Here is a 23823-nt window from a genome sequence, read left to right on the forward strand (position 1 = left end):
ATGACACCCCTGGCGCGGGATGGAGCAGTCCGGTAGCTCGTCAGGCTCATAACCTGAAGGTCGTAGGTTCAAATCCTACTCCCGCAACCAAATCACCAAAATCACCAACAAAACTAACCCCGCAATACGCGGGGTCGTCCGCGTTCGCGCGCCGCGCAGACGCGGCCCGGTCCGTCGCGTCGATGCCGCCTGATTGGCTTGCCCGGCGGATCGGCTCTCCTCGAGACATTCTTGTCCAGCATGTGGTGAGCCGGCAGGCCCTCGGCCAGTGCTTCCGCTCTGGTGAGGGCGCCGGGCCGGGAGCGGGCCTGCGGGGGAGGGGGTAGCGGCGATCGGGGATGCTTGCGTCTACCGGCGGTCGGTTTGCGGATCCGTCACCGGCCAGGAAGAGGGGGCGGAGAGGCCGACGACGACGAAGGCGCGCAACTCTGCCAGCACCGCCTCCGTGTCGCCAAGGTCGATGCCGGACTCCCTGGGTCCGTAGAGCTGGCGCAGCTTGCCCGAGAGGGGGTCGCAGTTGCCCACGATGTGCAGCATGGCGCCACGCGCCATCTCGTAGCGCCAGATCATCTCGTCCCGGCCCAGATGCGGAAGCGTGCGGCACATCTCGTCGATGAAGCGCTGCGCGACGGGATCGAAGGTCTGCATGACGTAGACCGAGTGCGGATCGTTCGGGAAGGCCCGGATGTGCTGGAGCGTGCGCACGTATCGCAGCCCGGCCTCGCTCCTGAGGCTTTCGACCACCGGGCGGTTGAGCGCATCGAGAAGGTCAGCCACCGGGACCGCCTTGCCCGCCGCCCGGGCAATGGCACCGTCCAGAAGTTCTCCGCGCCGCGCGTTGATGGGCTCGAAGATCGCGAAAAGCACCTCCTGCATCAGGACGGCCTTGGAGCCGAAGTGGTAGTTCACGGCCGCGATATTCGTGCCCGACAGCCGCGCGATGTCGCGGATCGTCGTGCGGTGCGGACCCTCGATCGAGACGAGGTCCATCGCCGCCTTGAGCAGGCGCGCCCTGGCGGGAGCCGGTTCCACAACGTTCAAATCCTCGACCCCTTCGATGAAACAGATGTTCGGATCATAGCCGCTGCCGGTTGTGCGATCCATCCTCTCGCCGTCTATCCTTGGGGCATTCGCGGCTGATCTCGGGTCAGAAACGCGCCGTCAGGCAATTTCGGCGCCCCGGACTTCGAAAATCATGGATCCGTCAGGCCGATCTCTGACGCTTGATTGAAACAACTGTTTCAGAGGGAATCATGATCGAAAGCTCCAAGACCGCGCGAGAGATGTACCGCGACGTCCGGGCCAATCCCACGAAGCCCCGCTTCGGCCTCGGGGCCCGGATCGCCATGATCAACGTCGATCCCCAGCGTGCCTATACCGACGTTCCCGCCTTCCCCGCGACCGCCTACGAGACCGATCCGCGCCAGATGGAGCATATCAACAGCGTCGCGCGGGCGGTGCGGGCGCTCGGCGGGCCGGTCGTCTGGACCTATGTCGCCTATGCCGAGGATGGCGCCGATTGCGGCGTCTGGGGCACGCGGACGGATACGCCCGACAGCCTGCAGAACATCAAGCACGGCTCCGAGCGGGCGCAGCTCGATCCCCGGCTCGAGATCGATCCCGCGGATCCGGTGATCTGCAAGCGCATGGCCTCGGCATTCTTCGAGACGAACCTCGGCTCGCTCCTGTCCTTTCACAAGATCGACACGGTGATCGTCACCGGCGGCTCGACCTCGGGCTGCGTGCGTACGACCGTGGTCGATGCGCTCAGCCGCTCGCTCGTGCCCGTGGTCGCCGAGGAATGCGTGGCAGACAAGCACGAGAGCCCGCATTTCGCGAACCTCTACGACATGGCGGTCAAATACGCCGACGTCATGGGCGTGGACGAGTTGCTCGAGGCGCTGGCCGACCGCGGGGCCCGCGATGCGGCGTGATCCCGGCCTTTACGACTTCGCCCCCTGGCGGGCTGACCGGCCGCGGATCGAGTGGCCGGGCGGGGCCCGCGTCGCCTTCTGGGTCGCGCCGAATATCGAGCATTACGAGCTGACCCCGCCCGAAGGCCCGGTGCGCAAGCCCTGGCCGCGCCCGCTACCCGACGTGCAGGGCTATTCGTGGCGCGACTACGGCAATCGCGTCGGCTTCGACCGCATGGCCGACGTGATGGAGCGGCACGGCGTGCGCGGCTCGGTGTCCCTCAACGTCGCCGTCTGCGACCACTTCCCCGAGATCGTGGACCGCTGTGTCGACCTCGAGTGGGAGCTGTTCAGCCACGGCACCTACAACACCCGCTACCACTACGGGATGGACGAGGCGCAGCAGCGCCGCCTCGTCGCCGACAGCCGCGAGACGATCCTGCGCGCCTCGGGTCAGCGGCTGGACGGCTGGCTGTCGCCGGCGATCACCAACCTCGAGGACACGCAGGACATCCTCGCCGAGGAAGGGCTGCTCTACACGCTCGACAGCTTCGAGTTCGACCAGCCGATGCCGACGAAGACCCGGGCCGGGCGGCTCGTCTCGTTGCCCTATTCGCTCGAGGTCAACGACGTCCCGCTCTTCTCGATGCGCCAGCACGGGCCGGACGAATACGTCGAGGTGGTCTGTGCGCAGTTCGACAGGCTTTATGCCGAAGGCGCGGAAAGCGGCACCGTGATGTGCCTGCCGCTGCACCCCTACCTGATCGGCCAGCCGCACCGGATCGGCGCGCTGGACCGCGTGCTGGCCCATGTCACCGGCCATTCCGACGTCTGGCTCGCCACCGGGCGCGAGATCGCGACCCATTGGCGCGACCGCTACTGGGACGCGGCGCAGGCCTGGATCGAAACCGTCAACCGAAGGGTCGCGTCATGAGCCTGGACGACAGCTATTTCGACTATCCGCACCGCAAGCGCGGCCTCGATCACGACCTCTTCGCGATGCGCTACCTCAAGGACGCGCCGCGGGTCGATTTCGGCGGCGGCACGCGGCTGGCGCTCTGGGTGACGGTCGATATCGACTTCTTCCCGCTGGACATGCCGAAGACGCCCTTCCTGCCCAGCGGCGGGCTGGGGCGGCCCTATCCCGACCTGTGGAACTTCACGACGCGCGATTACGGCAACCGGGTGGGCATCTACCGCCTGCTCGAGGTGCTGGGCGCGCGCGGCATCCGCCCCACCGCCTTCGTCCAGGGCGAGGCGGCGCAGCGGATGCCGGCGCTGATGGACGATCTGGCCGGCGCGGGGGCGGAATTCGCCGCCGGCGGCTGGTCGATGGGCAACCTGCATGCCACGCCGCTGCCCGCGGAGGAGGAGCGCGCGCTGATCGCCAAGACGCGCGAGGCGCTCTCCCCCTGGGCGCCGGAGCTTGCCGGCTGGCATTCGCCCGCCTCCAGCGAGACCGCCCGGACCCCCGATCTGGTGGCCGAGGCCGGCTTCGGCTGGATCGCCGATTGGGCCAACGACGACATGCCCTATCCCTTCGCCAATGGCCTGACCGCGATGCCGCTGGCCCATGACCTCACCGACCGCGCGATCCTTTTCGAGCAGAACCAGACCGTGCAGCAATGGGCCGCTCAACTGGGCTATGCCGCCGATGTCCTGCTGTCCGAGGCCGAGACCGCCGGCGGGCGCATCCTGAACCTGACGCTGACCCCCTGGGTCACCGGCCAGCCCTACCGCATCGACGCGGTCGCGGCGCTTCTCGACCGGCTGCTTGGCCTTGAGGGACTCGCCCCGCGGTCGGCCGCCGACATCCTGCAATCGTGTCAGTTCCTCAAGGAGGCCGCGTGATGAATGCCGTCGCAACACCGCTGTACCCCGAAGACCGGACCTCGGCGCCGAAGACAGCCGCCGCCGATCCGCTGATCACCTGCCGGTCCCTCAACAAGGTCTACAAGACCCGCTCGGGCGATGCCGTCGACGCGCTGGTCGACCTCAATTTCGACATTGCGAAGGGCGAGTTCATCTCCGTCGTCGGCCCCTCGGGCTGCGGCAAGTCCACGCTGCTCAAGATCATGGCCGGCCTGCTGGACTATACCTCGGGCGATATCGCGATCTCGGGCAAGGCGGTCACCGGCCCCTCGCCGCAGAACGGTCTGGTGTTCCAGCAGCCGAACCTGCTGCCCTGGAAGACCATTGCCGAGAACGTCTACTTCCCGGTCGAGATCCAGCAGGGCCGCCGCGCCGTCAACATGACGCTGGTGCGGGAATTGATGTCGATGGTCGGATTGAAGGGCTTCGAGGGCAAGTACCCGCACGAGCTGTCCGGCGGCATGCAGCAGCGCGCCGCCATCGTCCGCGCGCTGGTGCAGGACCCGGCGGTGCTGCTGATGGACGAGCCCTTCGGCGCGCTCGACGCGATGACGCGCGACATGATGAACGTCGAGCTTCTGAAGATCTGGTCCAAGCATCGCAAGACGGTGATCTTCATCACCCATTCGATCCCCGAGGCGGTGTTCCTCTCGGACCGGGTCATCGCGATGACGCCGCGCCCCGGCGAGATCGCCGAGATCATCCCCATCGATCTGCCGCGGCCGCGCCCGCTGGACGTGGTGAACACCCCCGAGTTCGGCGCCTACGCCAAGCGGCTGCGCCGCCTTCTCAACGCCAACGAGGACATTGCCGGATGACCATGCAACAGACAGACCGGGACGCGGCCCTGTTTCAGGCAAGCCGCCCCATGCGCATCCTGCGCCGCGTCGCCGGCGGCGACGGTATCATCTCCTTCGCGATCCTGATCGCAATCCTCCTTTCGTGGCAGGCGGCGGTCAGCCTGCTCGACGTGCCGGCCTTCATCCTGCCCGCCCCGACCGAGGTGCTGGCCTGGCTGATCCGCGGCTTCTCGGCCGCGCCGGACGATCCCGTCAGCTTCTGGCCGCACCTGGGCGTCACCCTCTGGGAGGCGCTGGTGGGCTTTGTCGCGGGCGTCATCGTCGGCGTTCTGCTGGGTTTTGCGCTGGCGCATTGGCCGCGGGCCGAGCGCATCTTCTATCCCTATATCCAGGCCTTCAACGGCCTGCCGAAGATCGCCATCGCGCCCTTGATGGTCGTCTGGCTGGGCTTCGGTCTTGAGCCCAAGATCTGGATGGCCGCGATCCTCGTGTTCTTCCCGATGATGATCAACGCGATGGCCGGCTACCATTCGGTCGACCCAGACCGGATCGACCTGGCGCGGGCCTGCAATGCCACCCGCACCCAGATCTTCTTCAAGATCATCGTGCCATCTTCGCTGCCCTTCCTCTTTGCCGGGCTGCACATGGCTTCGGTGCTGGCGATCCTCGGCGCGATCGTGGGCGAATTCGTCGGCGCCACCCGCGGCCTCGGCATGCTTCTGCTTCAGTACAACAACAACATGCAGATGGGCGGGGTCTTCGCGCTGCTCATCGTGCTGGGCGCGCTCGGCTACGGCTTGAACCTGCTGATGCAGCTGGCCGAGCGGAAATACTGCTTCTGGGCCCGCCGGTCCAAGACATTCGGCCACTGACCCCTTTCCCTCCCAACAAGGACATAGCGATGCGATCGACCCTCACCACCCTTCTGGCCCTTGCCGCGGCGCCGCTGGCCGCGCCCGCCCTCGCGCAGGAGACCGAGATCACCTTCACGCTGCCCCATGCCAATATCGCCGTCGGGGAAGAGGTCTTCCTCGTCGCCGTGCCGCAGGCCATGGGCTGGTTCGAGGAGGAAGGCCTCGACGTGACCGTGACCACCATCGGCGGCTCTGCCCCGGCCGGGCAGCTGCTGGTCGCGGGCCAGGCCGATATCTCGGCCATGCTGGCCGAGGCGGTCCTGGCCGTGCGCGAGCAGGGCGGCGACACCCGCGCCTTCTGGTCGCTCAAGGAGAACAACGGCTTCATGGTCGGCGTGCCGCCGGGAAGCGAGATCGGCGCGGTCAGCGATCTTTCGGGCAAGACCGTGGGCTTTGCCGCCGTCGGCTCCGGCTCGGACATGATGGTGCGCGAGCAGCTGCGCCTCGACGGGGCCGACCCGACCTATTCCGGTGTCAGCGTCGGCATGGGCCCGGGCGTGCGCACCGCAGTCGAGAACGGGCAGGTGGATGCGCTGGTTCTGTGGGATGCGATCTACGGCATGATGGAGAACCAGGGCCTTGAGCTCGAGTATTACGACATCCCGCTGCAGGACGAGATCGCGGGCTATGCGCTGGTCTCCACGGACGAGTTCATGGCCGAGAACCCGGAGGCGGTCGAAGGCTTCTGCCGCGCCGGCGCCAAGGGTCTGGCCTTCACCCTGGCCGAGCCCGAGCTGGCCATCGGGATGTTCTTCGACGCCTATCCCAGCGCCCAGCCCGCCGGCGTCAGCCGCGAAGAGGCCGTGGCCGACGGGGTGAACATCCTTACCATGTGGCTCGACCGCGCGATGAAGGGCGCCGATCCCGAAAGCGCCGAGCTGGGCCGTGAATCGCCCGAGCGCTGGGCCTACACGGCCGAGCTCTACCAGCAGTTCGGCCAGCTGACGGGCGCCGCGGCCCCCGAGGACGGCTATACCAACGACTTTATCGCCGCCTGCAACGATTTCGACCGCGCCGCGGTGATCGAGCAGGCGCAGGCCATGGCCGTCGAGCAGGGCTGATCCCGATCCCCCCAAGGGCCGCTCCGCCGCGCGCGGGGCGGCCTCTTTCTTGCGATGCCCCCCGCGCCCCGGCCGGCGGGTCAGGAGACGACGCGTGCCCCAGACAGCGACTTTCGATCATGACGCCCCGCCGGTCCCGGGGGCGGCAGAGCTTCTCAAGGCCCTGCGGGCGGGCCACCTGCCTGTTCAGGAGCATGCAGAGGCCTGCCTCGCCCGGATCGCGGCGCGTGACGGCGACATACGCGCCTGGAGCCATGTCGACCCCGCGCTCGTCCGGTCCGAGGCCGCGCGGCTCGACCGTCTGCCGCCCGAGGCACGGGGGCCGCTGCATGGCCTCGCCATCGGGGTCAAGGACGTGATCCTGACGGCGGACATGCCGACGCGCTACAATTCGCCCGGCCATTCCGGTCTTGCCCGCGGCACCGATGCCGATTGCGTCGCGATCCTGCGCGCGCAGGGGGCGCTGATCCTTGGCAAATGCGACACGGTGGAATTCGCGGCCATGGGGCGCCGCGCCGCCACCCGCAATCCGCACGACACCGGCAGGACGCCGGGCGGCTCCTCCTCCGGCTCCGGGGCCGCGGTGGCGGACGGCCAGGTGCCCGTCACGCTGGGCACACAGACCGGCGGGTCGGTGATCCGCCCGGCGGCCTTCTGCGGCACCGCCGCGATGAAGCCAAGCTGGGGCGCGGTCTCGAGCGAGGGGATGAAACGCTATTCCGTCAGCCTCGACACACTGGGCTTCTATGGCCGCGCCGTGGCCGACCTCCGGCCCCTGGCCCAGGCCTACGACCTGCCGGGGCAGGGGGAACTGCCGCGCCGCCACCTGCGCCTCGCCGTGGCCCGGACCGAGGCGGAGGCCCTGGTTCAACCCGAGATGCGCGCGGCCTTCGATGCCACCCTCGAGCGGCTGGCAGAGGTCGCGGATCTGACCGATCTCGACTGGCCCGAGGCACTGCAGGACCTGCGCGAGACCCATGACGTCGTCATGCGGGGCGAGGGTCTTGCCGGGTTCCGGGCCGAGGCCCTGCGCCAGGGGGCGGCGCTGCACCCGGAGTTCCACGCGCGCCTTCTTTCGCGGCCCTACAGCCTGAACGAACTGCGCATGGCACAGGACCGGGCCGCCCTCGCGCGGATCGCCTTCGACGCGCTGGCGGGCAAGGTCGATGCCGTCGTGACCTATTCGGCGCTGGGCGCCGCTCCGCTCGGGCTGGCCTCGACCGGCTCGGCCGACTGCAACCGCATCTGGACGCTGCTGCACGCGCCCGTCGTCAACCTGCCCCTGCCGCGCCCGGACGGCGCGCTGCCGCTGGGCCTCAGCGTGACCGGCGCCCGCTACACGGATCTGCAGGTCCTCGCCGTAGCGGAGCGGATCGAGGCCGCCCTCGCCCCCGGGGCGCAGCCATGACTGTCGCCGAAGGACCGCCGCCGGCCCGCAGGGGCGCCCGCTTCTTCGTCATCCCGCTGATCGTCTCGACCGGCTTTCTGATGGAGGCGCTCGACACCAACATCATCACCGCCTCGATGCCGGCCATGGCGCAGGACTTCGGCGTCGCGCCGGAGCGCCTGGCCATCGGGATCACCGCCTATATCGTCGCCATGGCGCTGGCCATGCCGCTGGCCGGATGGATCGCGGACCGCTTCGGCGCAAAGCGGGTCTTCATCTCGGCCATCGCGGTCTTCACCCTTGCCTCGATCCTCTGCGGGCTGTCGCAGGGCCTTGAGCAGCTCGTCGCCGCGCGGGTCCTGCAAGGGGCGGGCGCGGCGCTGATGACGCCCGTGGGGCGGCTGATCCTGCTCCGCTCCTTCGGCCGGTCCGAGCTGGTGCGAGCAATCACCTGGATGACGATGCCGGTGCTGATCGGCCCGCTCATCGGGCCGCTGCTGGGCGGGTTCCTGACGACCTACTACTCCTGGCGCTGGATCTTCTTCGTCAATTTGCCGGTCGGCCTTCTGGGCGCGCTGACGGCCTGGCGCTACGTCGAGGATCTGCCGGCCCGCCGCCCCGGGCGCTTCGATCTGCGCGGCTTCGCGATCCTCGGCGCCGGGCTCGTGGCCTTCCAGGCCGCGATCGAGCTTCTGGTTCATCCGGTGGTGCATCCGCAAACGATCTGGCTGCTGGCCGCTAGCGCCCTCGTCCTGCTCGGGTGTTTCGTGGGCTATGCGCGCAACCGGCCCGGCGCGGTGCTCGACCTCGGCCTGATGGCGGGCCGGCCCTTCCGAAGCGGCGTGCTCTTCGGCGGGCTCAGCCGGATCGGCATGAACGCCGTCCCTTTCCTGCTGCAACTGAAGCTGCAGCTTGCCATGGGCTTCACGCCATTCCAGGCCGGGGCGGTGGTCTTCGTCACCGCCTTCGGCGCGATCTGCCTCAAGCCGATGACCGGCTGGATGCTGCGCCGGACCGGCTTTCGCCGGCTGCTGTCGATCAACGCCGCCGCGGGGGCGGTGCTGACCGCGGGCTTCGCGGCTCTGGGACCGGGCCTGCCCATTGCGGTCATGCTGGCCTATGTCTTCGTCTTCGGCTTCGTCCGCTCGCTCCAGTTCAACGCGATCAACGCCCTCGTCTACTCCGAGATCGATCCCGCGCGTCAGTCGGCCTCGGTCACGCTGGCCGGCGTGGCGCAGCAGCTGTCGATGGGCCTCGGCGTCTCGCTTTCGGCGGCCTTGCTGGCACAAGGGGTGACGGCAGAAGCCGCCATCTTCGACCGCAGCTTCCTCGTGATGGCGCTGGTACCGCTGATCTCGGCGCTGGGCTTCCGCCTCGCCCTCCGGCCCTCCGACGGGGCAGAGACCAGCGGTCACCGGGTCTAGGCGGCGGTCCTTGCTGGGGGCTGGCAGGGCTGCGCGGTCGGGAATTGACAGCCGGCCCCTCCTGCGTCAGCCTCTAGCCAAGCCAGGGGCGCCGCAAGGCTGAGACGTACCCTTCGAACCTGAACCAGATAATGCTGGCGGAGGGAGGCGTGGACAGGGCCCCCGCCCTGGTGCGTCATCGTCTCGCCCGCGGATCGGAGAGACCGGATGACGCCAGGGACCGCCCTGCGGCAAATGCGCGAGACGACGCCGCTCGTGCATTGCATCACCAACTACGTCGCGATGACCATTGCCGCCAATGTCACGCTCGCGGCGGGCGCCTCGCCAGCGATGGTCCATGCGCCCGAGGAAGTCGGTGATTTCACCCCGCTCAGCAAGGCGCTGACGATCAACATCGGCACCCTCTCGGCGCCTTGGGTCCTTGCCATGCGGCTGTCCGCGCAGGCGGCGCGGACGCATGACATACCTTGGGTGCTCGATCCCGTGGCGCATTTCGCCACGCCCTACCGCACCGCCGTCGCGCAGGGGCTGCTGGCGCTTGAGCCCACGATCATCCGCGGCAATGCCTCGGAGATCATCGCGCTTTCCGGCGGGGCGGGGGCCGGGAAGGGGGCCGACAGCGGCGATGCTGTCGCCGATGCGCAGGACGGCGCGGCGGATCTGGCGCGGCGCTGCGGCTGCGTCGTCGTGGTCACCGGCGCCACCGATTTCGTCACCGACGGCAGGCGTCGGGCCATGGTCCGCGGCGGCTCCGACCTCATGCCGAAGGTGACGGCGCTGGGCTGCTCGCTGACCGCGCTGATAGGCGGTTATGCCGCCGTCGCCCCGCCGTTCGAGGCGAGCGTCGCGGCCTTGGTCCACTTCGCCGAAGCGGGGGAGCGTGCGTCCGGGGCCGCGGGGCCCGGCAGCTTTCAGGTCGCCTTCCTCGATGCGCTTCATCGCATCCAGCCCGAGGACCTGGGAGAGGACCGGCTGACATGGCTCTGACCCGCGCGGCCCTGCGCCTCTACCTTGTGACCGACCCGGTGCTCTGCGCCGCGGAGGGTCTGGTCTCCGTGGTGACGGCAGCCCTCCGCGGCGGCGTCAGCATGGTCCAGCTGCGCGACAAGGGCGCCTCGACGGCCCGGCGGGTGGAGGCGGCGCTGGCCTTGAAGCAGGCCCTTGCGGGCAGCGGGGTGCCGCTGGTGATCGACGACGATGTCGAGGCCGCGGTGCTTGCCGACGTGGACGGGGTCCATCTGGGCCAGGACGACATGCCCTTGGCCGAGGCGCGGCGCCGCTTGGGGCTGGACAAGATTATCGGACTGTCCTGCGAGACTGCCGACCATGTCCGCGCCCCCGATCCGGCCCTCGTCGATTACCTCGGCCTCGGGACCGTCTTCTCCACGCCGTCGAAGCCGGATCACAAGGCGGCCATCGGCCTCTCCGGCCTCGCGCAACTGGCGGGCGGCACAGCGCTGCCCAGCGTCGCGATCGGCGGGTTGAAGCCCGGCCACGCCGCCGGGGTGCTGGCCGCCGGCTGCGACGGCATGGCCGTTGTCTCGGCCATCTGCGGCCAGCCCGATCCCGAAGCCGCCGCGCGCAGGCTGCGCGCCGCTCTCGATGCCGCAACGGGAGACCGCCGATGATCCGGAACCTGCTGTCGATTGCCGGCTCCGACCCCTCTGGCGGGGCCGGGATCCAGGCCGACCTCAAGACCTTCGCCGCGCAGGGCACCTACGGCATGGCCGTGCTGACGGCGCTGACGGCGCAGAACACGCAAGGCGTCAGCGGGATCGAGGTGCTGCCGCCGGCCTTCGTCGCGCAGCAGATCGCCTCGGTCTTCGCCGATGTGCGCGTGGACGCGGTGAAGATCGGCATGATCGCCAATGCCGGGATCACCCATGCCGTGGCGGGGGCGCTGAAGGATCACCCGGGCATCCCCATCGTCCTCGACACCGTCATGGTGGCCAAGGGCGGCGCGTCGCTGCTGGCGGATGACGCTGTGCAGGCCCTGCGCGAGGCGCTGCTGCCGATGGCCACCCTCATCACGCCGAACCTGCCCGAGGCCGCGCGCCTGCTGGGCGCGCCCGAGGCGGTGGATCGTGCGGGGATGGAGGCGCAGGCGAGGGCGCTGGCCGATGGCGGGGTGCGGGCCGTGCTCCTGAAAGGCGGGCACCTCGAGCAGCCGGACAGCCCCGATGTGCTTTTTGCCGGTGGCAAGGCGCAGTGGTTCGAGGCGCCGCGCACCCCCGGCCGCAACACCCACGGGACGGGCTGCACCCTGTCCTCTGCCGTGGCCGCGCAGCTGGCGCAGGGGGCGAGCCTCGCCGCCGCCGTGGAGGCCGCCAAAGACTACGTCTCGGGCGCCATCGCCGCCGCAGGCGCGCTCAGCGTGGGGCAGGGGCACGGGCCGCTGCACCACTTTCACCACCTCTGGAAGGACGAGCGATGAGCAGACCGATCAAGGATCAGACCGTGCTGGTCACCGGCGCGGGCCGCGGCCTCGGCGCCGCGATAGCGGCGGCCTTCGCCCGCGAGGGGGCGGCAGTCGTCGTGAACTACCGCAGCAGCCGCGACGCGGCGGAGGGGCTGGCCGCAAGGCTCGGGGACCGCGTCATCGCGCTTCAGGCGGATGTGCGGGACCCGGAGGCCGTGGCGCAGATGCTGCGCGCGGCCGAGGATCGGCTGGGGCCGGTCACGACAGTGGTGAACAACGCCCTCGCCGATTTCCGCTTCAACGGCGATGCGCGCAAGACGCTCGCCCAGATAAGCCCGGCGGAGATGACGGCGCAGCACGAGACGGCCGTTCTCGGCGCGCTGACTGTGCTTCAGGCCGCGGCACCCGGGATGGAGGCGGCGGGCTTCGGGCGGATCGTCAGCATCGGCACGAACCTCTTCCAGAACCCGGTCGTGCCCTACCACGATTATACCGCTGCCAAGGCCGCCCTCCTGGCCCTGACCCGCACGGCGGCGGCGGAGCTCGGGCCGAAGAGGATCACCGTCAACATGGTCTCGGGCGGGCTGCTGCGCACCACCGACGCCAGCGCGGCGACACCCGAAAGCGTCTTCGACTATATCGCCGGCGCAACCCCGCTGCGCTCCGTCACCACGCCGGAGGAGCTGGCGGACGCGGTGCTGTTCTTCGCCAGCCCCTGGGCGCGGGCGGTGACGGGGCAGAACCTGATCGTCGACGGCGGGCTCGTGCCGGGCTAGCGCCGCCGCCGCAGCGCCTGCCAGGCCGAGAGGAGCAGCAGGGCGGCGATGGCCAGAACGAAGCCCGCCGAGATCGGCCTTTCGAGGAAGACCATCGGATCGCCGCGGCTGATCAGAAGGGCGCGGCGCAGGTTCGTCTCGATCAGCGGGCCAAGGACGAAGCCAAGCAGCAGCAGGGCCGGGCTGAACCGCGCCAGCGCCAGCAGGTAGCCGGCCAGCCCGATCCCGGCAACGGCGACGATGTCGAATGTCAGCCCGCGGACCGAATAGACGCCGAGGCAGACGAAGATCAGGATTGCCGGGTAGAGCAGGCGGAAGGGGATGCGCAGCATCGAGACCCAGATCCCGATCAGCGGCAGGTTCAGCACCAAGAGCAGCAGGTTGCCGATGCCGAAGCTGGCGACGAGGCCCCAGAACATCTCGGGCCGCGCCTCGAGCATCATCGGCCCCGGCTGCACCCCGTGGATCACCAGCGCGCCCAGCATCAGCGCCATGATCGGATCGCCCGGGATGCCCAGCGTCAGCGTCGGCACGAAGGCCGTAATCGCGGCGGAATTGTTGGCTGCCTCCGGCCCCGAGACCCCCTCGATCGCGCCATGGCCAAAGCGCTCGGGCTGGCGGGCGACGCGCCGCTCCAGCGCGTAGCTGAGGAAGGAGGACAGCGTCGATCCGGTGCCGGGCAGGGCGCCGAAGAAGCTGCCGAGGCTCGCGCCGCGCAGCATCGGAAGCGGCATCCGCCGCAGGTCCTCGCGCCGCGGGGCCATCTGCCGCAGGCCGATGCGTTCGGCCACGCCCTGCCGGTCGGGATCGCGGACATTGCCGATCACCTCGGCCACGCCGAACAGGCCCATGGCCAGCGCCACGAGGTTCACGCCGTCCAGAAGCTCCGTCCGGCCGAAGGTGAAGCGCATGGTGCCAGAGTTCACGTCGGTGCCGATGCAGCCCAGCAGCATCCCCAGCGCGATCATCGCAAATCCCTTGGCCGGCCTCTCGCTGCCGATGGTCGAGGCGGCGACGAGGCCCAGCACCATCATCGCGGCGTAGTCCGCGGCGCCGAAGGCCGTGGCCGCCCGGCTCAGCCAGCCCGCCAGGAGCACCAGCACAAGGATGCCCAGCATCGAGCCGACGAAGGAGGAGGCCATGGCCGCGAAAAGCGCGACGCCCGCCCGGCCCGAGCGCGCCATGGGATAACCGTCGAGCGCGGTGACCGCCGATTGCGGCGTGCCCGGCAGGCGCAGGAGGATCGAGGCGACGGCCCCGCCGTATTGCGCGCCGTAGTAGACGCCCGCCAGCATGATCAGCGCCGCCTCGGCCGAGATGTAGTAGGTGATCGGCAGCAGCAGAGAGATCGCCGCCATCGCGCCGATCCCGGGCAGCACGCCGACGAAGGTCCCCAGCATCACGCCCAGGACGCAGTAGATCAAAACGCCCGGTTGCAGGGCAAAGCTCAGGCCCGTCAGCAGGCCATCCCATGTGCTCATCGCAGGCTCACCCCAGCCGCGGCCAGAGCGGCAGCGACATCTGCAGCCCCAGGCGGAAGACGAGAACGGTCAGCCCCGTGACGCAGGCCGCCAGTGCCAGCCGCCAGCCCCAGCCCCGCTGCGGCGCGGGAAGCGAGGCGATCAGCACGGCAAGGGCTGTGGCGGCAACGAGGCCCAGCACCCGCAGCCCCAGCCCGAAGGTCAGGACAGAGGCGAGGACGGCACAGGCGGCCCATGGCTCCGCCCGCGGCAAGGTGCCGGACCGGCGCAGGGCGGGCAGTGCGACGATCAGGCCGAGCACCGTCAGCAGCAGCCCGAGGGCCACCGGAAAGGCGCCGGCCCCCATTTGCCTGATCGAGCCAAGGTCGTAGTGCAGCCAGGCCCAGCCCGCCGCCGCCGCCCCGCAGGCGGCAAGGGCGAACCCGCCCAGGATATCCGGCCAGTCGCGCTGCATCGGGGGGTTACTGCGCCTCGATACGGTCGATCACGCCGCCCCACATGGCGGTGTCCGCCTCGATCCGCTCTGCCATCGCGTCGGCTGTGCCGGGCGCGGCCTGCCAGCCGATCGCCAGCAGCTGCTCCTGCACCGCCGGATCGGCGAGGATCTCGGTCACCTCGGTGTTCAGCCGCTCGATTACCGCCGCATCGGTGCCGGCGGGGGCGATGAGGCCGTTCCAAAGCTCGGCGCGGAAATCCTCGGGCAGCCCGGCCTGACCGGCGATCACCGGCACGTCCGGCGCCTGCGCGAAGGGCTCGGCCGAGGTGATGCCCAGCATCTTCATCGAGCCCGCCTCGACCTGCGGCGCCGCGGCTGAGGGCGCCATGAAGCCGGCGTCGATCTCGCCGCCGATGATCGAGGTCGTGACCTCGGCATAGCTGGTGAAGGGGATGTGCAGCATGCTCACCCCAGCCTCGTCGGCGAAAAGCTCGGCCGTCAGATGCGCGCCCGATCCTTGCCCGACGGATCCATAGGCCAGCGCCTGATCCCCGGCGGCGGCGGCATCGACGAAGCCCTGCAGGTCCTCGATGCCCGAGCCTTCGGCCACGGCCAGCACCAGCGGCGAGGTCGCGATCAGCGTGACCGGCGCGATATCGGCCCCGACGTCGTAGCCGGTGTCGCCCATCATCCGCGCGGCGGTGGTCAGCGGCCCGTTGATCGTGGTGCCGAAGGTCAGATCGTCGTCATCCGCATTGGCCAGCATCTGCTGGACACCGATGACGCCGCCGGCGCCCGGCTTGTTCTCGATGACGACGGGCTGGCCAAGACGCTCGGCCAGCGGCTCGGTGATGATCCGGGCCAGCACGTCGGGCGAGGATCCGGCGGGGAAGCCGACGTAGACGTGCAGCGGCCCCGAGGGCCAGCCGTCCTGCGCGAGGGCGGGCGCGGCAACGAGGGCGAGGGCGCAGCCGAGGGCGGCGCGGCGGGTCGGTTGGGTCATCATCTCGAAAGTCTCCTCCTCTGGCGCGCGCAGGGAACACCAGCGGGGCGCCGGGTGCAATGGCGCCAGCGCGCTGGCCCTGTACCTTCTGCGCCTTGCCCCTATGGTCCCGCACCGATGCCCCGCGGCTCTGCGCCGCATCCAGCCGCCAGACAAGCCCGGAGGTGCCGATGACCGCCTTGACCCAAGCCGAGGCCGACGCGCTGATCGCGCTGGTGCGCGAGACCGCCGCCCGGGCGATCATGCCCCGCTTCCGCCAGCTCGCCCCCGATGAGATCGAGACGAAGTCGGGCCCGACCGACCTCGTGACCGTGGCCGACCGCGAGGCGGAGGCGCTGCTGGCCGAGGGCGCGCGGCGCATCTTGCCGGGCTGCGCCGTCGTCGGCGAAGAGGCGAGCGCCGCGGATCCGGGCCTCCTGTCCGGCATCGAGACGTCCGAGACCTGCGTGATCCTCGATCCGGTCGATGGGACGGCCAACTTCGCCCGCGGTCTTGCGGTCTTCGGGGTGATCCTCGCCGTGACGCGGCGCGGTGAGACTGTTTTCGGCCTGCTTTACGATCCGGTCTGCGACGATCTGGTGCTGGCCCATCGCGGCGGCGGCGCGCAGTACCTCGGCGCCGGCGGGCGGCGGGCCTTGAGGACCCGCGGCCCCCGCCCGCTGCGGCAGGCCGAGGGGCTGGTGCCGCTGTCGCTCGCCGCACCGGCGGAGCGCGCCGAAAGCCTCGTGCCCTAGGCCGGGGTGCAAGCGGTGCAGTCGCTGCGCTGCTCCTGCCATGAATACCGCCTGCTCGCGATGGGGCAGGCGGATTTCCTGACCGCGACGATGCTGAAGCCCTGGGACCATGCCGCCGGCCAGCTGGTGCTGGCCGAGGCCGGCGGGGCCTCGGCGCTCGAGGATGGCACGCCCTACACGCCGACCCGGCACGAAGGCCGGCTCATCGCCGCCTCGGGGCCGCGGATGCTGGAGGCGCTCCAGACGCTCCGGCCCTTCGGACCGGCGGGCGCGAGTTAGGCGGAGCGGACGACGTAGACCGAGCAGCTCGCATGGGCGACGACGTGGCTGGCCACGGTGCCCAGAAGGTAGTCCTTCACCTTCGGGTTCGCCGATTCCATGACGATGATGTCCACCTTGCGCTCGTCCGCGAGCTTGACGATCTGGCGGTGCACGGCGCCCTTGCGGACGATGATCTCCATGTCGACATCGGGCGCCGGGTGATCGGCGACGAACTTGCGCAGCTCCTTGCCCCAGTAGGCCTCGGAGTCGTGGATGTTCAGGTTCCGCTCCATCTCGGGCGCCATCGTCGCCACGATCAGCTTCGCGCTGCGGCGGCGCGCCATGGCGACGGCCTCCTCGTAGGCGCTGTAATCGAGCTTCGAGTGCCGAAGGTTGAGGGGGCACAGGATCAGGTTCGTTTCGCTAGTCATGATGGGACCCCTCTGTCGGCGTCGCCGGCCTCTTGGCCGGAGGGTGGAACGATAGCCCTGCAGGTCGGCACAGCGCGCCGATCCGGGTAACGGCTTCGATCCGGCCTGTCCATGATTCAAAGGGCCCAATGCCACTGATCCGGTGCTGGGGGCCGGCCCCGCGGCGGGTGGGGGTGGTCGGCCTTGCCGCCGCCGCCCTGATGGCGGCGGGGCGTCGCCCGTCCGGTCTTGCAAGGCCCGGCACGGCGAGGCAGGGGGCCGGTACAACCCTTGGCGGCGCACTGCTCGGCGCCAGCGCCGGTCCGCGGGGGCCGCGTGCCCCTGCCCGGGACGGCCTCTCCCTTACGGTATCGAATGCTGAGGCCGAATGCGGCGCCGCGACGTGTGGCGGAGAGGGCGAACTAAACCCGAGGTTGCATGAATTACTAAATACAACCAGGAAGAGAAACGATTCGGTTGCATGATCTACAATTGGCTGAGCGATGGCCTACCTGTTTCTCGATGGCTCAGGTCTTGCGCCTTCGGTGGACGCAACCGCCCGTAGAATACAAAGACACGAAAAAAGAATGGCTCCTGAGTGCAGGAAACATTGGACACAAGGCTGTGACAAACAATAGCCATGAAATAGACATGGTTTAAGAGGTGCACTGACCGTGAGAGAGATCAGCCAAGGACTGCTTACAGCCCTGGACGCAGACTTCGCCGAGAACCGGCGCAAACGCTACCGGCTCTACACTCACCCCGTGTTCTACCCCTACAGGCAGATCGCGATGCTTGCCGTGGTGGTGAACCTCTGGATCTTCCTCGCCCGCCCCGTCGAGTTCTGGCTGACGGGATCCGATGCGGCCCTCGGCGCCATCTCCCAAATGGCCTTCGCGAACCTCACACTCGGGATCATCATGCGCCAGCAGCGGGTCATCAACCTGCTCTTTAGCGCAGCGACGAACGTGCCGCGGTCCTGGCCGCTGTGGTTCCGCTGGATGGCGGGCAAGGTCTACAACTTCGGCGGCGTCCATTCGGGCTGCACCGTCTCCGGCTCGCTCTGGTACGGGCTGTTTCTCTACGGGCTGCTCCGCTCGGTCCGCGACGGCGGCGCCGTCTCGCTGCAGACCGCGGCGCTGGGCTGCGCCGTCCTGGTGCTGCTGGCCGTGATCATCCTGACGGCGCTGGGCCCGCTGCGCGAGAGGTTCCACGACCTTTTTGAGCGGGTGCACCGCTTCGGCGGGTGGAGCGTGCTGGCGCTGTTCTGGGCGCAGGCGATCCTCTTCGCCGGCGACATGGGCCAGCCCTTCCTGAACAGCGTCGCCTTCTGGGAACTGACGCTTATCACCTGCTCGATCGTGCTGCCCTGGACCCACCTCAAGCGGGTGCCGGTCAAGATCGTCAAGCCGTCGAACCATGCCGTCATCGTGAATTTCGACTACGGGCGGGACGCCTTCCCGGGATCGACCAATGCCATCAGCCGCAACCCGCTGCTGGAATGGCATCCCTTCGCCTCGATCCCCAAGCCCGGCTCGGACGATCACCGCATCATCATCAGCCGCGCCGGGAACTGGACCAGCAGCTTCATCGACGACTGCCCGAGCCATGTCTGGGTGCGCGGCGTCGCCACCGCCGGCGCCGCGCGGGTGGGGCTGATGTTCGAGCGGGTGGTCTTCGTCGCGACCGGGTCCGGGATCGGGCCGATCCTGCCGCACCTGCTGTCGCGCAAGGACCCCTGCGCGCTTCTGTGGGTGACGCGCAGCCCCGAGAAGACCTACGGCCGCGCGCTGGTGGACGAGGTGCGGCAGGCCTGCCCGGTGCACACGATCTGGAACACCGACGAGCGCGGCAAGCCGGACCTTGCCGACCTGACGCGCGAGGCGGTCAAGCGCTTCGACGCGGATGCCGTGGTCATCATCTCGAACCGCAAGGGTTCCTGGCACGTGACCGGCACGCTGGAAGCGGAAGGCATCCCCTGCTTCAGCCCGATCTGGGATTCCTGAGGGTCAGCCTTCGGGGACCCATCCCGCCGCGCCGCGGGTCAGGCGCGGCGTGCGGAGGGGGGCGCAGGTCGGGATCTCCGGCAGGCGTCCCGCTCCGGCCGCGCCCTGCAGCATCGCCGCGCCGAGGGCGCAGGGGGTGCAGCCCGCCGCCTTCAGCAGCGCCAGCGCCGCCTGCATCGAGCTTCCGGTGCTGATCACGTCGTCGATCAGCACCACCCGCGCGCCCTGCAAAAGCGGCAGCATGCGCGGGTCGAGCCAGAGCCGCTTTCCGCCGCCGGGGCTGGTGACCGATCGCAGCGGGACCGAGAGCGCGGGGTCGTACCAGAACTTCTCGCTGGTGCCGAGCGGGACCATCCGCGCATGGCCCAGGCGCCGGGCGACAGCCTCGGCCAGCGGCAGGCCGAGCGTGGGTACCGCGACGACGAGGCCGGGCGCCATGGGCGCAAGCTGCGCGGCGAGCGCATCGGCGATGGCATCGAGAACCGCGAAGCTGGCCTGGTTCAGGATCAGCGAGGCGAGCGCCCCGCCGCCGGGCAGCGGCCGGATCGGCAGGAGGACGCCGCGCCCGTCAGGCAGCGGGGCGATGTAGGTCTGCTGGTCCGCTTGCACGCCGGGCACGGCCCCGTCCTGCGGGAGCAGCTTTTGCCAGACCTCCAGCGGGCCGCTCATGCGCAGCTCAAGGGGAGGCCGGTCCGCGGGGGCATCGAGCCCCCTTGGCCCGGCGCGGCCCCTGGCCGCGGGCGCCCACTCATGCGGCGCCGGTGCCCATGTCGATCCGCGCGATCCGCGCGCGGAAGCGGTCGGCGACAGCGCCGGCCCCGGCGAGGATGTCCGCCGCATCAAGGGTCCCGACCGTGCGGTCCTTCATCAGCCAGCGCCCCGCCACCATGCTGGAGACGACATCGCCGGGCAGGGTCGAGAAGACGAGCGTCGCGGCCAGATCGTAAAGCGGCTGCTGGCGCGGGTCCGAGAGGCTGACGCGGATCAGGTCCGCCTGCTTGCCCGGTTCGAGCGAGCCGATCCGGTCCTCGAGCCCCAGCACCTGCGCGCCCTCGAGGGTGGCCATGCGCAGCACCTCGCGCGGGGGCAGCAGGGCGCGGCTGCCGCCGGCGATCTTCTGGAACATGGTCGCGGGGGCGAATTGCGAGAAGAGGTCGAGGGTATTGCCGCTCATGGCGCCGTCGGTGGCGATGCCGACGGGAACGCCGCGCGCGCGCAGCGCCGTGACGGGGGCGATGCCGCGCCCGGCCTTGCCATTGGCGCGGGCGCAATGGGCGACACCGACGCCCGCCTCGGCCAACAGATCCATGTCCGCCTCGGTCGGATACATCAGGTGCGCGGCGATGAGGTCCGGCCGCAGTAGCCCGGCGCGCCGCGTCACCTCGACGGTCGTGGCACCATGCTCGCGCCGGGCCCAGTCGACCTCGGGGCGGGTTTCGGCGAGGTGCATCTGCACCGGCAGGCCGGTGCGGTCGGACCAGCGGGCGACGCGGGTCATGACCTCGAGGCCCGTGGAATAGGGCGCATGCGGCGCGATGGAGGGGGTGATCAGCGGATGGCCGGCCCAGCCCGCGGCCAAAGCATCGGCGCGGGCAAAGCCCTCGTCGATGCCGGCGTGGTCCGGCGCGTCGAAATCCGCGATGGTCTGGCCGAGGACGGCGCGCAGGCCCGCGGTCTCCACCTCCTCGGCGACGGCCTCTTCGAAGTAGTACATGTCGGCCAGCGTGGTGGTGCCGCCGCGGATCGATTCCAGCAGGGCGAGGCGGGTGCCGGCGCGCACGGCCTCTCCGTCCATCAGCCCGCGTTCGAGCGGCAGGATGTAGCGGAAGAGGCGATCGTCGACTTCTTCGCCGAGGCCGCGGAACAGCGTCATCGCGAGGTGCCCATGCGGGTTCACGAGGCCCGGCATGACCAGATCGCCGTGCATGTCGAGGCGTTCGCCCACGCCTTCGGGCGGCTCGCCTTCGCCGAGTGCGGCGATGGTCTCGCCCTCGATCCGGATCCAGCCCTTGGCGATCTCGCCCAGATCGCCGCCCGCCATGGTCAGCAGGCGGGCGTTCGTCAGCGTCAGGCTCATGCGGGCAGCAGGCAGCACTGCTCGGGCTCGGGCACGAGAACGGCGGCAGAGCCGCTGTCCATCGGCGCCGAGAGCGGGCCATTGGCGACAAGCTCGCCCGCCGGGGTGTCGCAGCGGTACTGGTAGGCGCGCCCGAGGTAGGTGCGCAGGCCCAGCGTGGCGGGAATCCCCTCGCCCGAGGGGGCGGCGCGCAGCCCGTCGGCGCGGGCGCCGAGCAGGAAGTCGCGGGAGGGCGGATCGCCCCAGATCGCGCGGGGCAGGGCGATCTCGTGCCCGCCGGGCATCTGCGCCCGCACCGCGTCGCCGGCCTCGGCCACGGCGCGCATCGGGATCAGGTTCTCGTAGCCGACGAAATCGGCGACGAAGGCATTGGCGGGGCGGGAGTAAAGCTCTTCCGGGGTGCCCAGCTGCTCGATCCGGCCGGCGTTCATGATCGCCACGCGATCCGAGATGCTGAAGGCCTCTTCCTGGTCGTGGGTGACGTAGAGCGCGGTGGCGCCGGTGGCGCGCTGCAGGCGCCGGATCTCGACCCGCATGTCGACGCGCAGCTTGGCGTCGAGGTTCGACAGAGGCTCGTCGAACATCAGGAGCGGCGGGTCGATGACCAGCGCGCGGGCGAGGGCCACACGCTGGCGCTGACCGCCCGAGAGGTTGGCGGGGTAGCGGTCCGCGAAGCCCGAAAGACCCACCCTCTCGATCATCTCCTGCGCCCGGCGCAGACGCTCTGCCTTGGAGACACCCCTCTGCTTGAGGCCGAAGGCGACGTTGTCGGCGACGGTCAGATGCGGAAACAGCGCGTAGGTCTGGAACACCAGCCCGATGTCGCGGGCATGGGGCGGCAGCCGCGTCAGGTCGCGGTCGCCCAGCGTGATGGTGCCCGAGGTGGGCGTCAGGAAGCCCGCCACGAGGCGCAGCGTCGTGGTCTTGCCGCAGCCCGAGGCGCCGAGCAGCGAGACGAGCTCTCCGGCGGCGAGGTGCAACGACAGATCCTCGAGCACGCGGGTCTGGCCGTAGTGGGCGGTGACGTCTGATAGCGTGAGGGATACGGTCATTTGGTCAGGAATGTCAGGCCCAGCGTCCGTTCGATCACCGCCATCACCGCGACCGTCACGCCCATGAGCAGGACGGAGACGGAGGCGATGGTGGGATCGAAGAACTGTTCCATATGCGCGAGCAGCTGGATGGGGAGGGTGGAGACGCCCGGACCGGTCAGGAAGATCGACACCGAGACGTCGTTGAGAGAGGTGATGAAGGCGAGGATGAAGGCGGCGATCACGCCGGCCTTGATGTTGGGCAGCACCACCGTGAAGAAGGCGCGCCAGCGCGGGCAGCCGAGCGAGACGGCGGCCTCTTCGACCGAGAAGTCGAAGCCGTTGAGAGAGGCGCCCACCACCCGCACGCAATAGGGCAGCACCAGAAGGGCATGGCCGATCAGAAGGCTGGCCATGACCGGCACACCCGCGCCGATGGCGACGGATTTCATCAGGCTGAACCCCAGCACGATCTCGGGGATCAGCACCGGCAGCACGTAGACGTTCGCCAGGAACCGCGGCAGCTGCACCCGGTAGCGGGCCAGCGCATAGGCCGCCGGGATCCCGAGGAGCAGCGAGAAGAGCGTGCCGAAGGTCGCCAGCGTGAAGCTGGTCACCATGGTGCGGCGGAAGGCGCTGATCTCGAAGACGTTCTGGTACCAATCGAGCGTCAGCCCGCGGGGCGGGAAGGTCAGGAAGCTGGTGTCCGAGAGCGAGGCGCCGATGATGATCACCAGCGGCCCGAGCAGGAAGAGGAAGACCAGCACGGTCAGGGCGGCGAGCGCCGGATGCGGCCCGCGTCTCACGAGGCCACCGGGTTCAGGCGCTGCGCCAGCCGCGACATCGCCAGCACGGTCGCGAGGGTCACGACGACCATGACGGCGGCGATGGTCGAGGCGCCGGTCCAGTCGAAGGTGACCATGGCGCGTTGATAGAGGAAGGTGCCCATCATCATCTGTTGCTCGCCCCCCAGAAGCTGCGGCGTTGCGTAGGAGGTGAAGCTGCCGGTGAAGACGAGGACGGAGCCGACGATCAGCCCCGGCACCGCCATCGGCAGCACCACCTGGCGGAAGGCGGCGCCGGGCCGCGCGCCCAGCGAGGCGGCGGCATCGGTCAGGTCCTCGGGGATGGATTCGAGCACGCCGACCAGCGTCAGGATCATCAGCGGCACGAAGAGATAGACCATGGCGACGATGACCGAGCCTTGCGTGTAGAGCATCGAGAGTGGCTCTGCGATGGCGCCGAGGGCCAGCAGCGTCTCGTTCACGATGCCGCCGCGCCCGAGGATCACCAGCCAGGCGAAGCTGCGCACGACGACGCCGGTGAGCAGCGGGAAGACGGCGGCGATGATCAGCCAGCTTTTCAGCCGGGCCGGCGATTTCGCGACGACCCAGGCGGCGGCGAAGCCGAAGACCAGAGAGATCAGCGTGGTCACGGCGGCGACCTCGAAGGTGCGCCAGAGCACGACGCGGCGGAAGCGCGAGGTGAAGAACTCGGCATAGGCGGCAAGGGGGCCTTCGCCGCCGGTGAAGGTGGTCGCGAATGTCGCCAGCACCGGCAGGCCGAGGCCGAGCAGTACCAGCAGCAGGGCTGGCATGGCCAGCGCCCAGGCGAGGGTGCGGGCGGTCATGGCAGGGCCCGCCGCGGGGGGAGGCGCCGCGCGGGGGCATCGAGCCCCCCCGCGCCGCCGCCGCTTGCGCGGCAGGGGCCGAAGGCCGGGCGCTGCGCGGGCGGCGTGCCGGGGCCTCCGGCGGGGATATTTATCAAGAGAAGAAGGGGCATGGGCTTTCCGGGCGGCGCCCTGCGGCGCCTCTGGAT

At 69.8% G+C, this 23823-nt stretch carries 23 protein-coding genes, 1 tRNA gene, 1 pseudogene and 1 riboswitch; of the genes and pseudogenes, 15 read left to right on the top strand and 10 right to left on the bottom strand.

Translation table 11 applies throughout. The annotated features are described in order from the left end of the window. The first annotated feature begins 13 nt into the window (after positions 1-13). Positions 14-90: transfer RNA gene (locus tag DFP88_RS00005), tRNA-Met, on the top strand. 258 nt (positions 91-348) lie between these two features. Here the strand turns inward: DFP88_RS00005 and DFP88_RS00010 are convergent. After that, entirely contained in the window at positions 349-1104 is a 756-nt protein-coding gene (locus DFP88_RS00010; protein ID WP_110812413.1) for a TetR/AcrR family transcriptional regulator, read from the bottom strand. A 149-nt stretch (positions 1105-1253) separates the two neighbouring features. Here DFP88_RS00010 and DFP88_RS00015 point away from each other — a divergent pair, with 149 nt between their 5' ends. The 12 genes from DFP88_RS00015 to DFP88_RS00070 all read left to right on the top strand — a co-directional run bounded on the left by DFP88_RS00015 (position 1254) and on the right by DFP88_RS00070 (position 12566). Then, complete coding sequence (locus DFP88_RS00015; RefSeq protein WP_110812414.1) at positions 1254-1934, top strand: isochorismatase family protein; 681 nt, start codon at positions 1254-1256, stop codon at positions 1932-1934. Then, positions 1924-2847 carry a polysaccharide deacetylase family protein gene (locus DFP88_RS00020; RefSeq protein WP_110812415.1) on the top strand — a complete coding sequence of 308 codons (924 nt, stop codon included), beginning with the start codon at positions 1924-1926 and terminating at the stop codon, positions 2845-2847. The genes DFP88_RS00015 and DFP88_RS00020 overlap by 11 nt, the downstream gene beginning before the upstream one ends. Further along, positions 2844-3764: a polysaccharide deacetylase family protein gene (locus tag DFP88_RS00025; protein WP_110812416.1), complete on the top strand. Its 921-nt coding sequence runs from the start codon at positions 2844-2846 to the stop codon at positions 3762-3764. The genes DFP88_RS00020 and DFP88_RS00025 overlap by 4 nt, the downstream gene beginning before the upstream one ends. Further along, positions 3764-4603: an ABC transporter ATP-binding protein gene (locus DFP88_RS00030; RefSeq protein ID WP_110812417.1), complete on the top strand. Its 840-nt coding sequence runs from the start codon at positions 3764-3766 to the stop codon at positions 4601-4603. The genes DFP88_RS00025 and DFP88_RS00030 overlap by 1 nt, the downstream gene beginning before the upstream one ends. Before the next feature lie 2 nt (positions 4604-4605). Continuing rightward, the gene (locus tag DFP88_RS00035) at positions 4606-5457 is read left to right on the top strand and encodes an ABC transporter permease (protein ID WP_181418519.1); all 852 of its coding nucleotides are present in this window, start codon (positions 4606-4608) and stop codon (positions 5455-5457) included. 29 nt (positions 5458-5486) lie between these two features. Further along, the gene (locus DFP88_RS00040; protein ID WP_110812419.1) at positions 5487-6560 is read left to right on the top strand and encodes an ABC transporter substrate-binding protein; all 1074 of its coding nucleotides are present in this window, start codon (positions 5487-5489) and stop codon (positions 6558-6560) included. A gap of 94 nt (positions 6561-6654) precedes the next feature. Further along, positions 6655-7968 (top strand): amidase, encoded by a 1314-nt coding sequence (locus DFP88_RS00045; RefSeq protein WP_181418520.1) that lies wholly within the window; start codon positions 6655-6657, stop codon positions 7966-7968. Further along, the gene (locus tag DFP88_RS00050; RefSeq protein WP_110812421.1) at positions 7965-9371 is read left to right on the top strand and encodes an MFS transporter; all 1407 of its coding nucleotides are present in this window, start codon (positions 7965-7967) and stop codon (positions 9369-9371) included. Before DFP88_RS00045 ends, DFP88_RS00050 begins: the two co-directional genes overlap by 4 nt. A gap of 74 nt (positions 9372-9445) precedes the next feature. Then, positions 9446-9534, top strand: a riboswitch (TPP riboswitch). A gap of 44 nt (positions 9535-9578) precedes the next feature. Then, positions 9579-10358, top strand: coding sequence for a hydroxyethylthiazole kinase (thiM, locus tag DFP88_RS00055; RefSeq protein ID WP_110812422.1), 780 nt, complete (start codon positions 9579-9581; stop codon positions 10356-10358). Continuing rightward, positions 10349-10999 carry a thiamine phosphate synthase gene (thiE, locus tag DFP88_RS00060; RefSeq protein ID WP_110812423.1) on the top strand — a complete coding sequence of 217 codons (651 nt, stop codon included), beginning with the start codon at positions 10349-10351 and terminating at the stop codon, positions 10997-10999. The genes thiM and thiE overlap by 10 nt, the downstream gene beginning before the upstream one ends. Further along, on the top strand, positions 10996-11805 hold the full coding sequence (gene thiD, locus DFP88_RS00065) for a bifunctional hydroxymethylpyrimidine kinase/phosphomethylpyrimidine kinase (RefSeq protein WP_110812424.1): 810 nt from the start codon (positions 10996-10998) through the stop codon (positions 11803-11805). Before thiE ends, thiD begins: the two co-directional genes overlap by 4 nt. Continuing rightward, positions 11802-12566 carry a 3-oxoacyl-ACP reductase gene (locus tag DFP88_RS00070; protein ID WP_110812425.1) on the top strand — a complete coding sequence of 255 codons (765 nt, stop codon included), beginning with the start codon at positions 11802-11804 and terminating at the stop codon, positions 12564-12566. Before thiD ends, DFP88_RS00070 begins: the two co-directional genes overlap by 4 nt. Here DFP88_RS00070 and DFP88_RS00075 read toward each other — a convergent pair. Genes DFP88_RS00075 through DFP88_RS00085 form a run of 3 tightly spaced genes read right to left on the bottom strand, consistent with a single transcriptional unit; the run spans position 12563 to position 15489 of the window. Beyond that, positions 12563-14047, bottom strand: a complete 1485-nt coding sequence (locus DFP88_RS00075) for a tripartite tricarboxylate transporter permease (protein ID WP_110812426.1) — start codon at positions 14045-14047, stop codon at positions 12563-12565. The two genes, DFP88_RS00070 and DFP88_RS00075, sit on opposite strands and share 4 nt — an antisense overlap. Before the next feature lie 7 nt (positions 14048-14054). Next, positions 14055-14501, bottom strand: coding sequence for a tripartite tricarboxylate transporter TctB family protein (locus tag DFP88_RS00080; RefSeq protein ID WP_110812427.1), 447 nt, complete (start codon positions 14499-14501; stop codon positions 14055-14057). Positions 14502-14508: 7 nt separating this feature from the next. After that, complete coding sequence (locus tag DFP88_RS00085; protein WP_181418521.1) at positions 14509-15489, bottom strand: Bug family tripartite tricarboxylate transporter substrate binding protein; 981 nt, start codon at positions 15487-15489, stop codon at positions 14509-14511. Between the two features lie 167 nt (positions 15490-15656). Between DFP88_RS00085 and DFP88_RS17270 the strand changes: the two are divergent. Further along, a pseudogene (locus DFP88_RS17270) lies at positions 15657-16499 on the top strand (inositol monophosphatase family protein). On the opposite strand, the gene DFP88_RS00100 reads toward DFP88_RS17270, so the two are convergent. After that, complete coding sequence (locus tag DFP88_RS00100; protein ID WP_110812430.1) at positions 16496-16912, bottom strand: universal stress protein; 417 nt, start codon at positions 16910-16912, stop codon at positions 16496-16498. The pseudogene DFP88_RS17270 and the gene DFP88_RS00100 sit on opposite strands and share 4 nt — an antisense overlap. A 653-nt stretch (positions 16913-17565) precedes the next feature. On the opposite strand from DFP88_RS00100, the gene DFP88_RS00105 reads away from it, so the two are divergent. Further along, the gene (locus DFP88_RS00105; protein ID WP_110812431.1) at positions 17566-18897 is read left to right on the top strand and encodes a ferredoxin reductase domain-containing protein; all 1332 of its coding nucleotides are present in this window, start codon (positions 17566-17568) and stop codon (positions 18895-18897) included. 3 nt (positions 18898-18900) lie between these two features. Here the strand turns inward: DFP88_RS00105 and DFP88_RS00110 are convergent, their stop codons facing one another. The 5 genes from DFP88_RS00110 to DFP88_RS00130 form a co-directional block, all read right to left on the bottom strand. After that, complete coding sequence (locus tag DFP88_RS00110; protein ID WP_110812432.1) at positions 18901-19566, bottom strand: phosphoribosyltransferase; 666 nt, start codon at positions 19564-19566, stop codon at positions 18901-18903. A 79-nt stretch (positions 19567-19645) separates the two neighbouring features. Further along, positions 19646-20974 (bottom strand): amidohydrolase, encoded by a 1329-nt coding sequence (locus tag DFP88_RS00115; protein WP_110812433.1) that lies wholly within the window; start codon positions 20972-20974, stop codon positions 19646-19648. After that, positions 20971-22026: an ABC transporter ATP-binding protein gene (locus DFP88_RS00120; RefSeq protein ID WP_110812434.1), complete on the bottom strand. Its 1056-nt coding sequence runs from the start codon at positions 22024-22026 to the stop codon at positions 20971-20973. The genes DFP88_RS00115 and DFP88_RS00120 overlap by 4 nt, the downstream gene beginning before the upstream one ends. Continuing rightward, a complete protein-coding gene (locus tag DFP88_RS00125; protein WP_110812435.1) occupies positions 22023-22811 on the bottom strand; it encodes an ABC transporter permease in 789 nt (262 codons plus the stop codon). Before DFP88_RS00125 ends, DFP88_RS00120 begins: the two co-directional genes overlap by 4 nt. Continuing rightward, on the bottom strand, positions 22808-23635 hold the full coding sequence (locus DFP88_RS00130) for an ABC transporter permease (protein WP_110812436.1): 828 nt from the start codon (positions 23633-23635) through the stop codon (positions 22808-22810). Before DFP88_RS00130 ends, DFP88_RS00125 begins: the two co-directional genes overlap by 4 nt. Between the last annotated feature and the right edge of the window lie 188 nt (positions 23636-23823).

The sequence above is a fragment of the Pseudoroseicyclus aestuarii genome (assembly GCF_003217255.1).
Lineage (GTDB): Bacteria > Pseudomonadota > Alphaproteobacteria > Rhodobacterales > Rhodobacteraceae > Pseudoroseicyclus > Pseudoroseicyclus aestuarii.

Coding starts and splice junctions, on each gene's coding strand:
- DFP88_RS00010 (WP_110812413.1), bottom strand. CDS start 1,104: ATGGATCGCACAACCGGCAGCGGCTATGATCCGAACATCTGTTTCATC.
- DFP88_RS00015 (WP_110812414.1), top strand. CDS start 1,254: ATGATCGAAAGCTCCAAGACCGCGCGAGAGATGTACCGCGACGTCCGG.
- DFP88_RS00020 (WP_110812415.1), top strand. CDS start 1,924: ATGCGGCGTGATCCCGGCCTTTACGACTTCGCCCCCTGGCGGGCTGAC.
- DFP88_RS00025 (WP_110812416.1), top strand. CDS start 2,844: ATGAGCCTGGACGACAGCTATTTCGACTATCCGCACCGCAAGCGCGGC.
- DFP88_RS00030 (WP_110812417.1), top strand. CDS start 3,764: ATGAATGCCGTCGCAACACCGCTGTACCCCGAAGACCGGACCTCGGCG.
- DFP88_RS00035 (WP_181418519.1), top strand. CDS start 4,606: ATGCAACAGACAGACCGGGACGCGGCCCTGTTTCAGGCAAGCCGCCCC.
- DFP88_RS00040 (WP_110812419.1), top strand. CDS start 5,487: ATGCGATCGACCCTCACCACCCTTCTGGCCCTTGCCGCGGCGCCGCTG.
- DFP88_RS00050 (WP_110812421.1), top strand. CDS start 7,965: ATGACTGTCGCCGAAGGACCGCCGCCGGCCCGCAGGGGCGCCCGCTTC.
- thiM (WP_110812422.1), top strand. CDS start 9,579: ATGACGCCAGGGACCGCCCTGCGGCAAATGCGCGAGACGACGCCGCTC.
- thiE (WP_110812423.1), top strand. CDS start 10,349: ATGGCTCTGACCCGCGCGGCCCTGCGCCTCTACCTTGTGACCGACCCG.
- thiD (WP_110812424.1), top strand. CDS start 10,996: ATGATCCGGAACCTGCTGTCGATTGCCGGCTCCGACCCCTCTGGCGGG.
- DFP88_RS00070 (WP_110812425.1), top strand. CDS start 11,802: ATGAGCAGACCGATCAAGGATCAGACCGTGCTGGTCACCGGCGCGGGC.
- DFP88_RS00075 (WP_110812426.1), bottom strand. CDS start 14,047: ATGAGCACATGGGATGGCCTGCTGACGGGCCTGAGCTTTGCCCTGCAA.
- DFP88_RS00080 (WP_110812427.1), bottom strand. CDS start 14,501: ATGCAGCGCGACTGGCCGGATATCCTGGGCGGGTTCGCCCTTGCCGCC.
- DFP88_RS00085 (WP_181418521.1), bottom strand. CDS start 15,489: ATGATGACCCAACCGACCCGCCGCGCCGCCCTCGGCTGCGCCCTCGCC.
- DFP88_RS00100 (WP_110812430.1), bottom strand. CDS start 16,912: ATGACTAGCGAAACGAACCTGATCCTGTGCCCCCTCAACCTTCGGCAC.
- DFP88_RS00110 (WP_110812432.1), bottom strand. CDS start 19,566: ATGAGCGGCCCGCTGGAGGTCTGGCAAAAGCTGCTCCCGCAGGACGGG.
- DFP88_RS00115 (WP_110812433.1), bottom strand. CDS start 20,974: ATGAGCCTGACGCTGACGAACGCCCGCCTGCTGACCATGGCGGGCGGC.
- DFP88_RS00120 (WP_110812434.1), bottom strand. CDS start 22,026: ATGACCGTATCCCTCACGCTATCAGACGTCACCGCCCACTACGGCCAG.
- DFP88_RS00130 (WP_110812436.1), bottom strand. CDS start 23,635: ATGACCGCCCGCACCCTCGCCTGGGCGCTGGCCATGCCAGCCCTGCTG.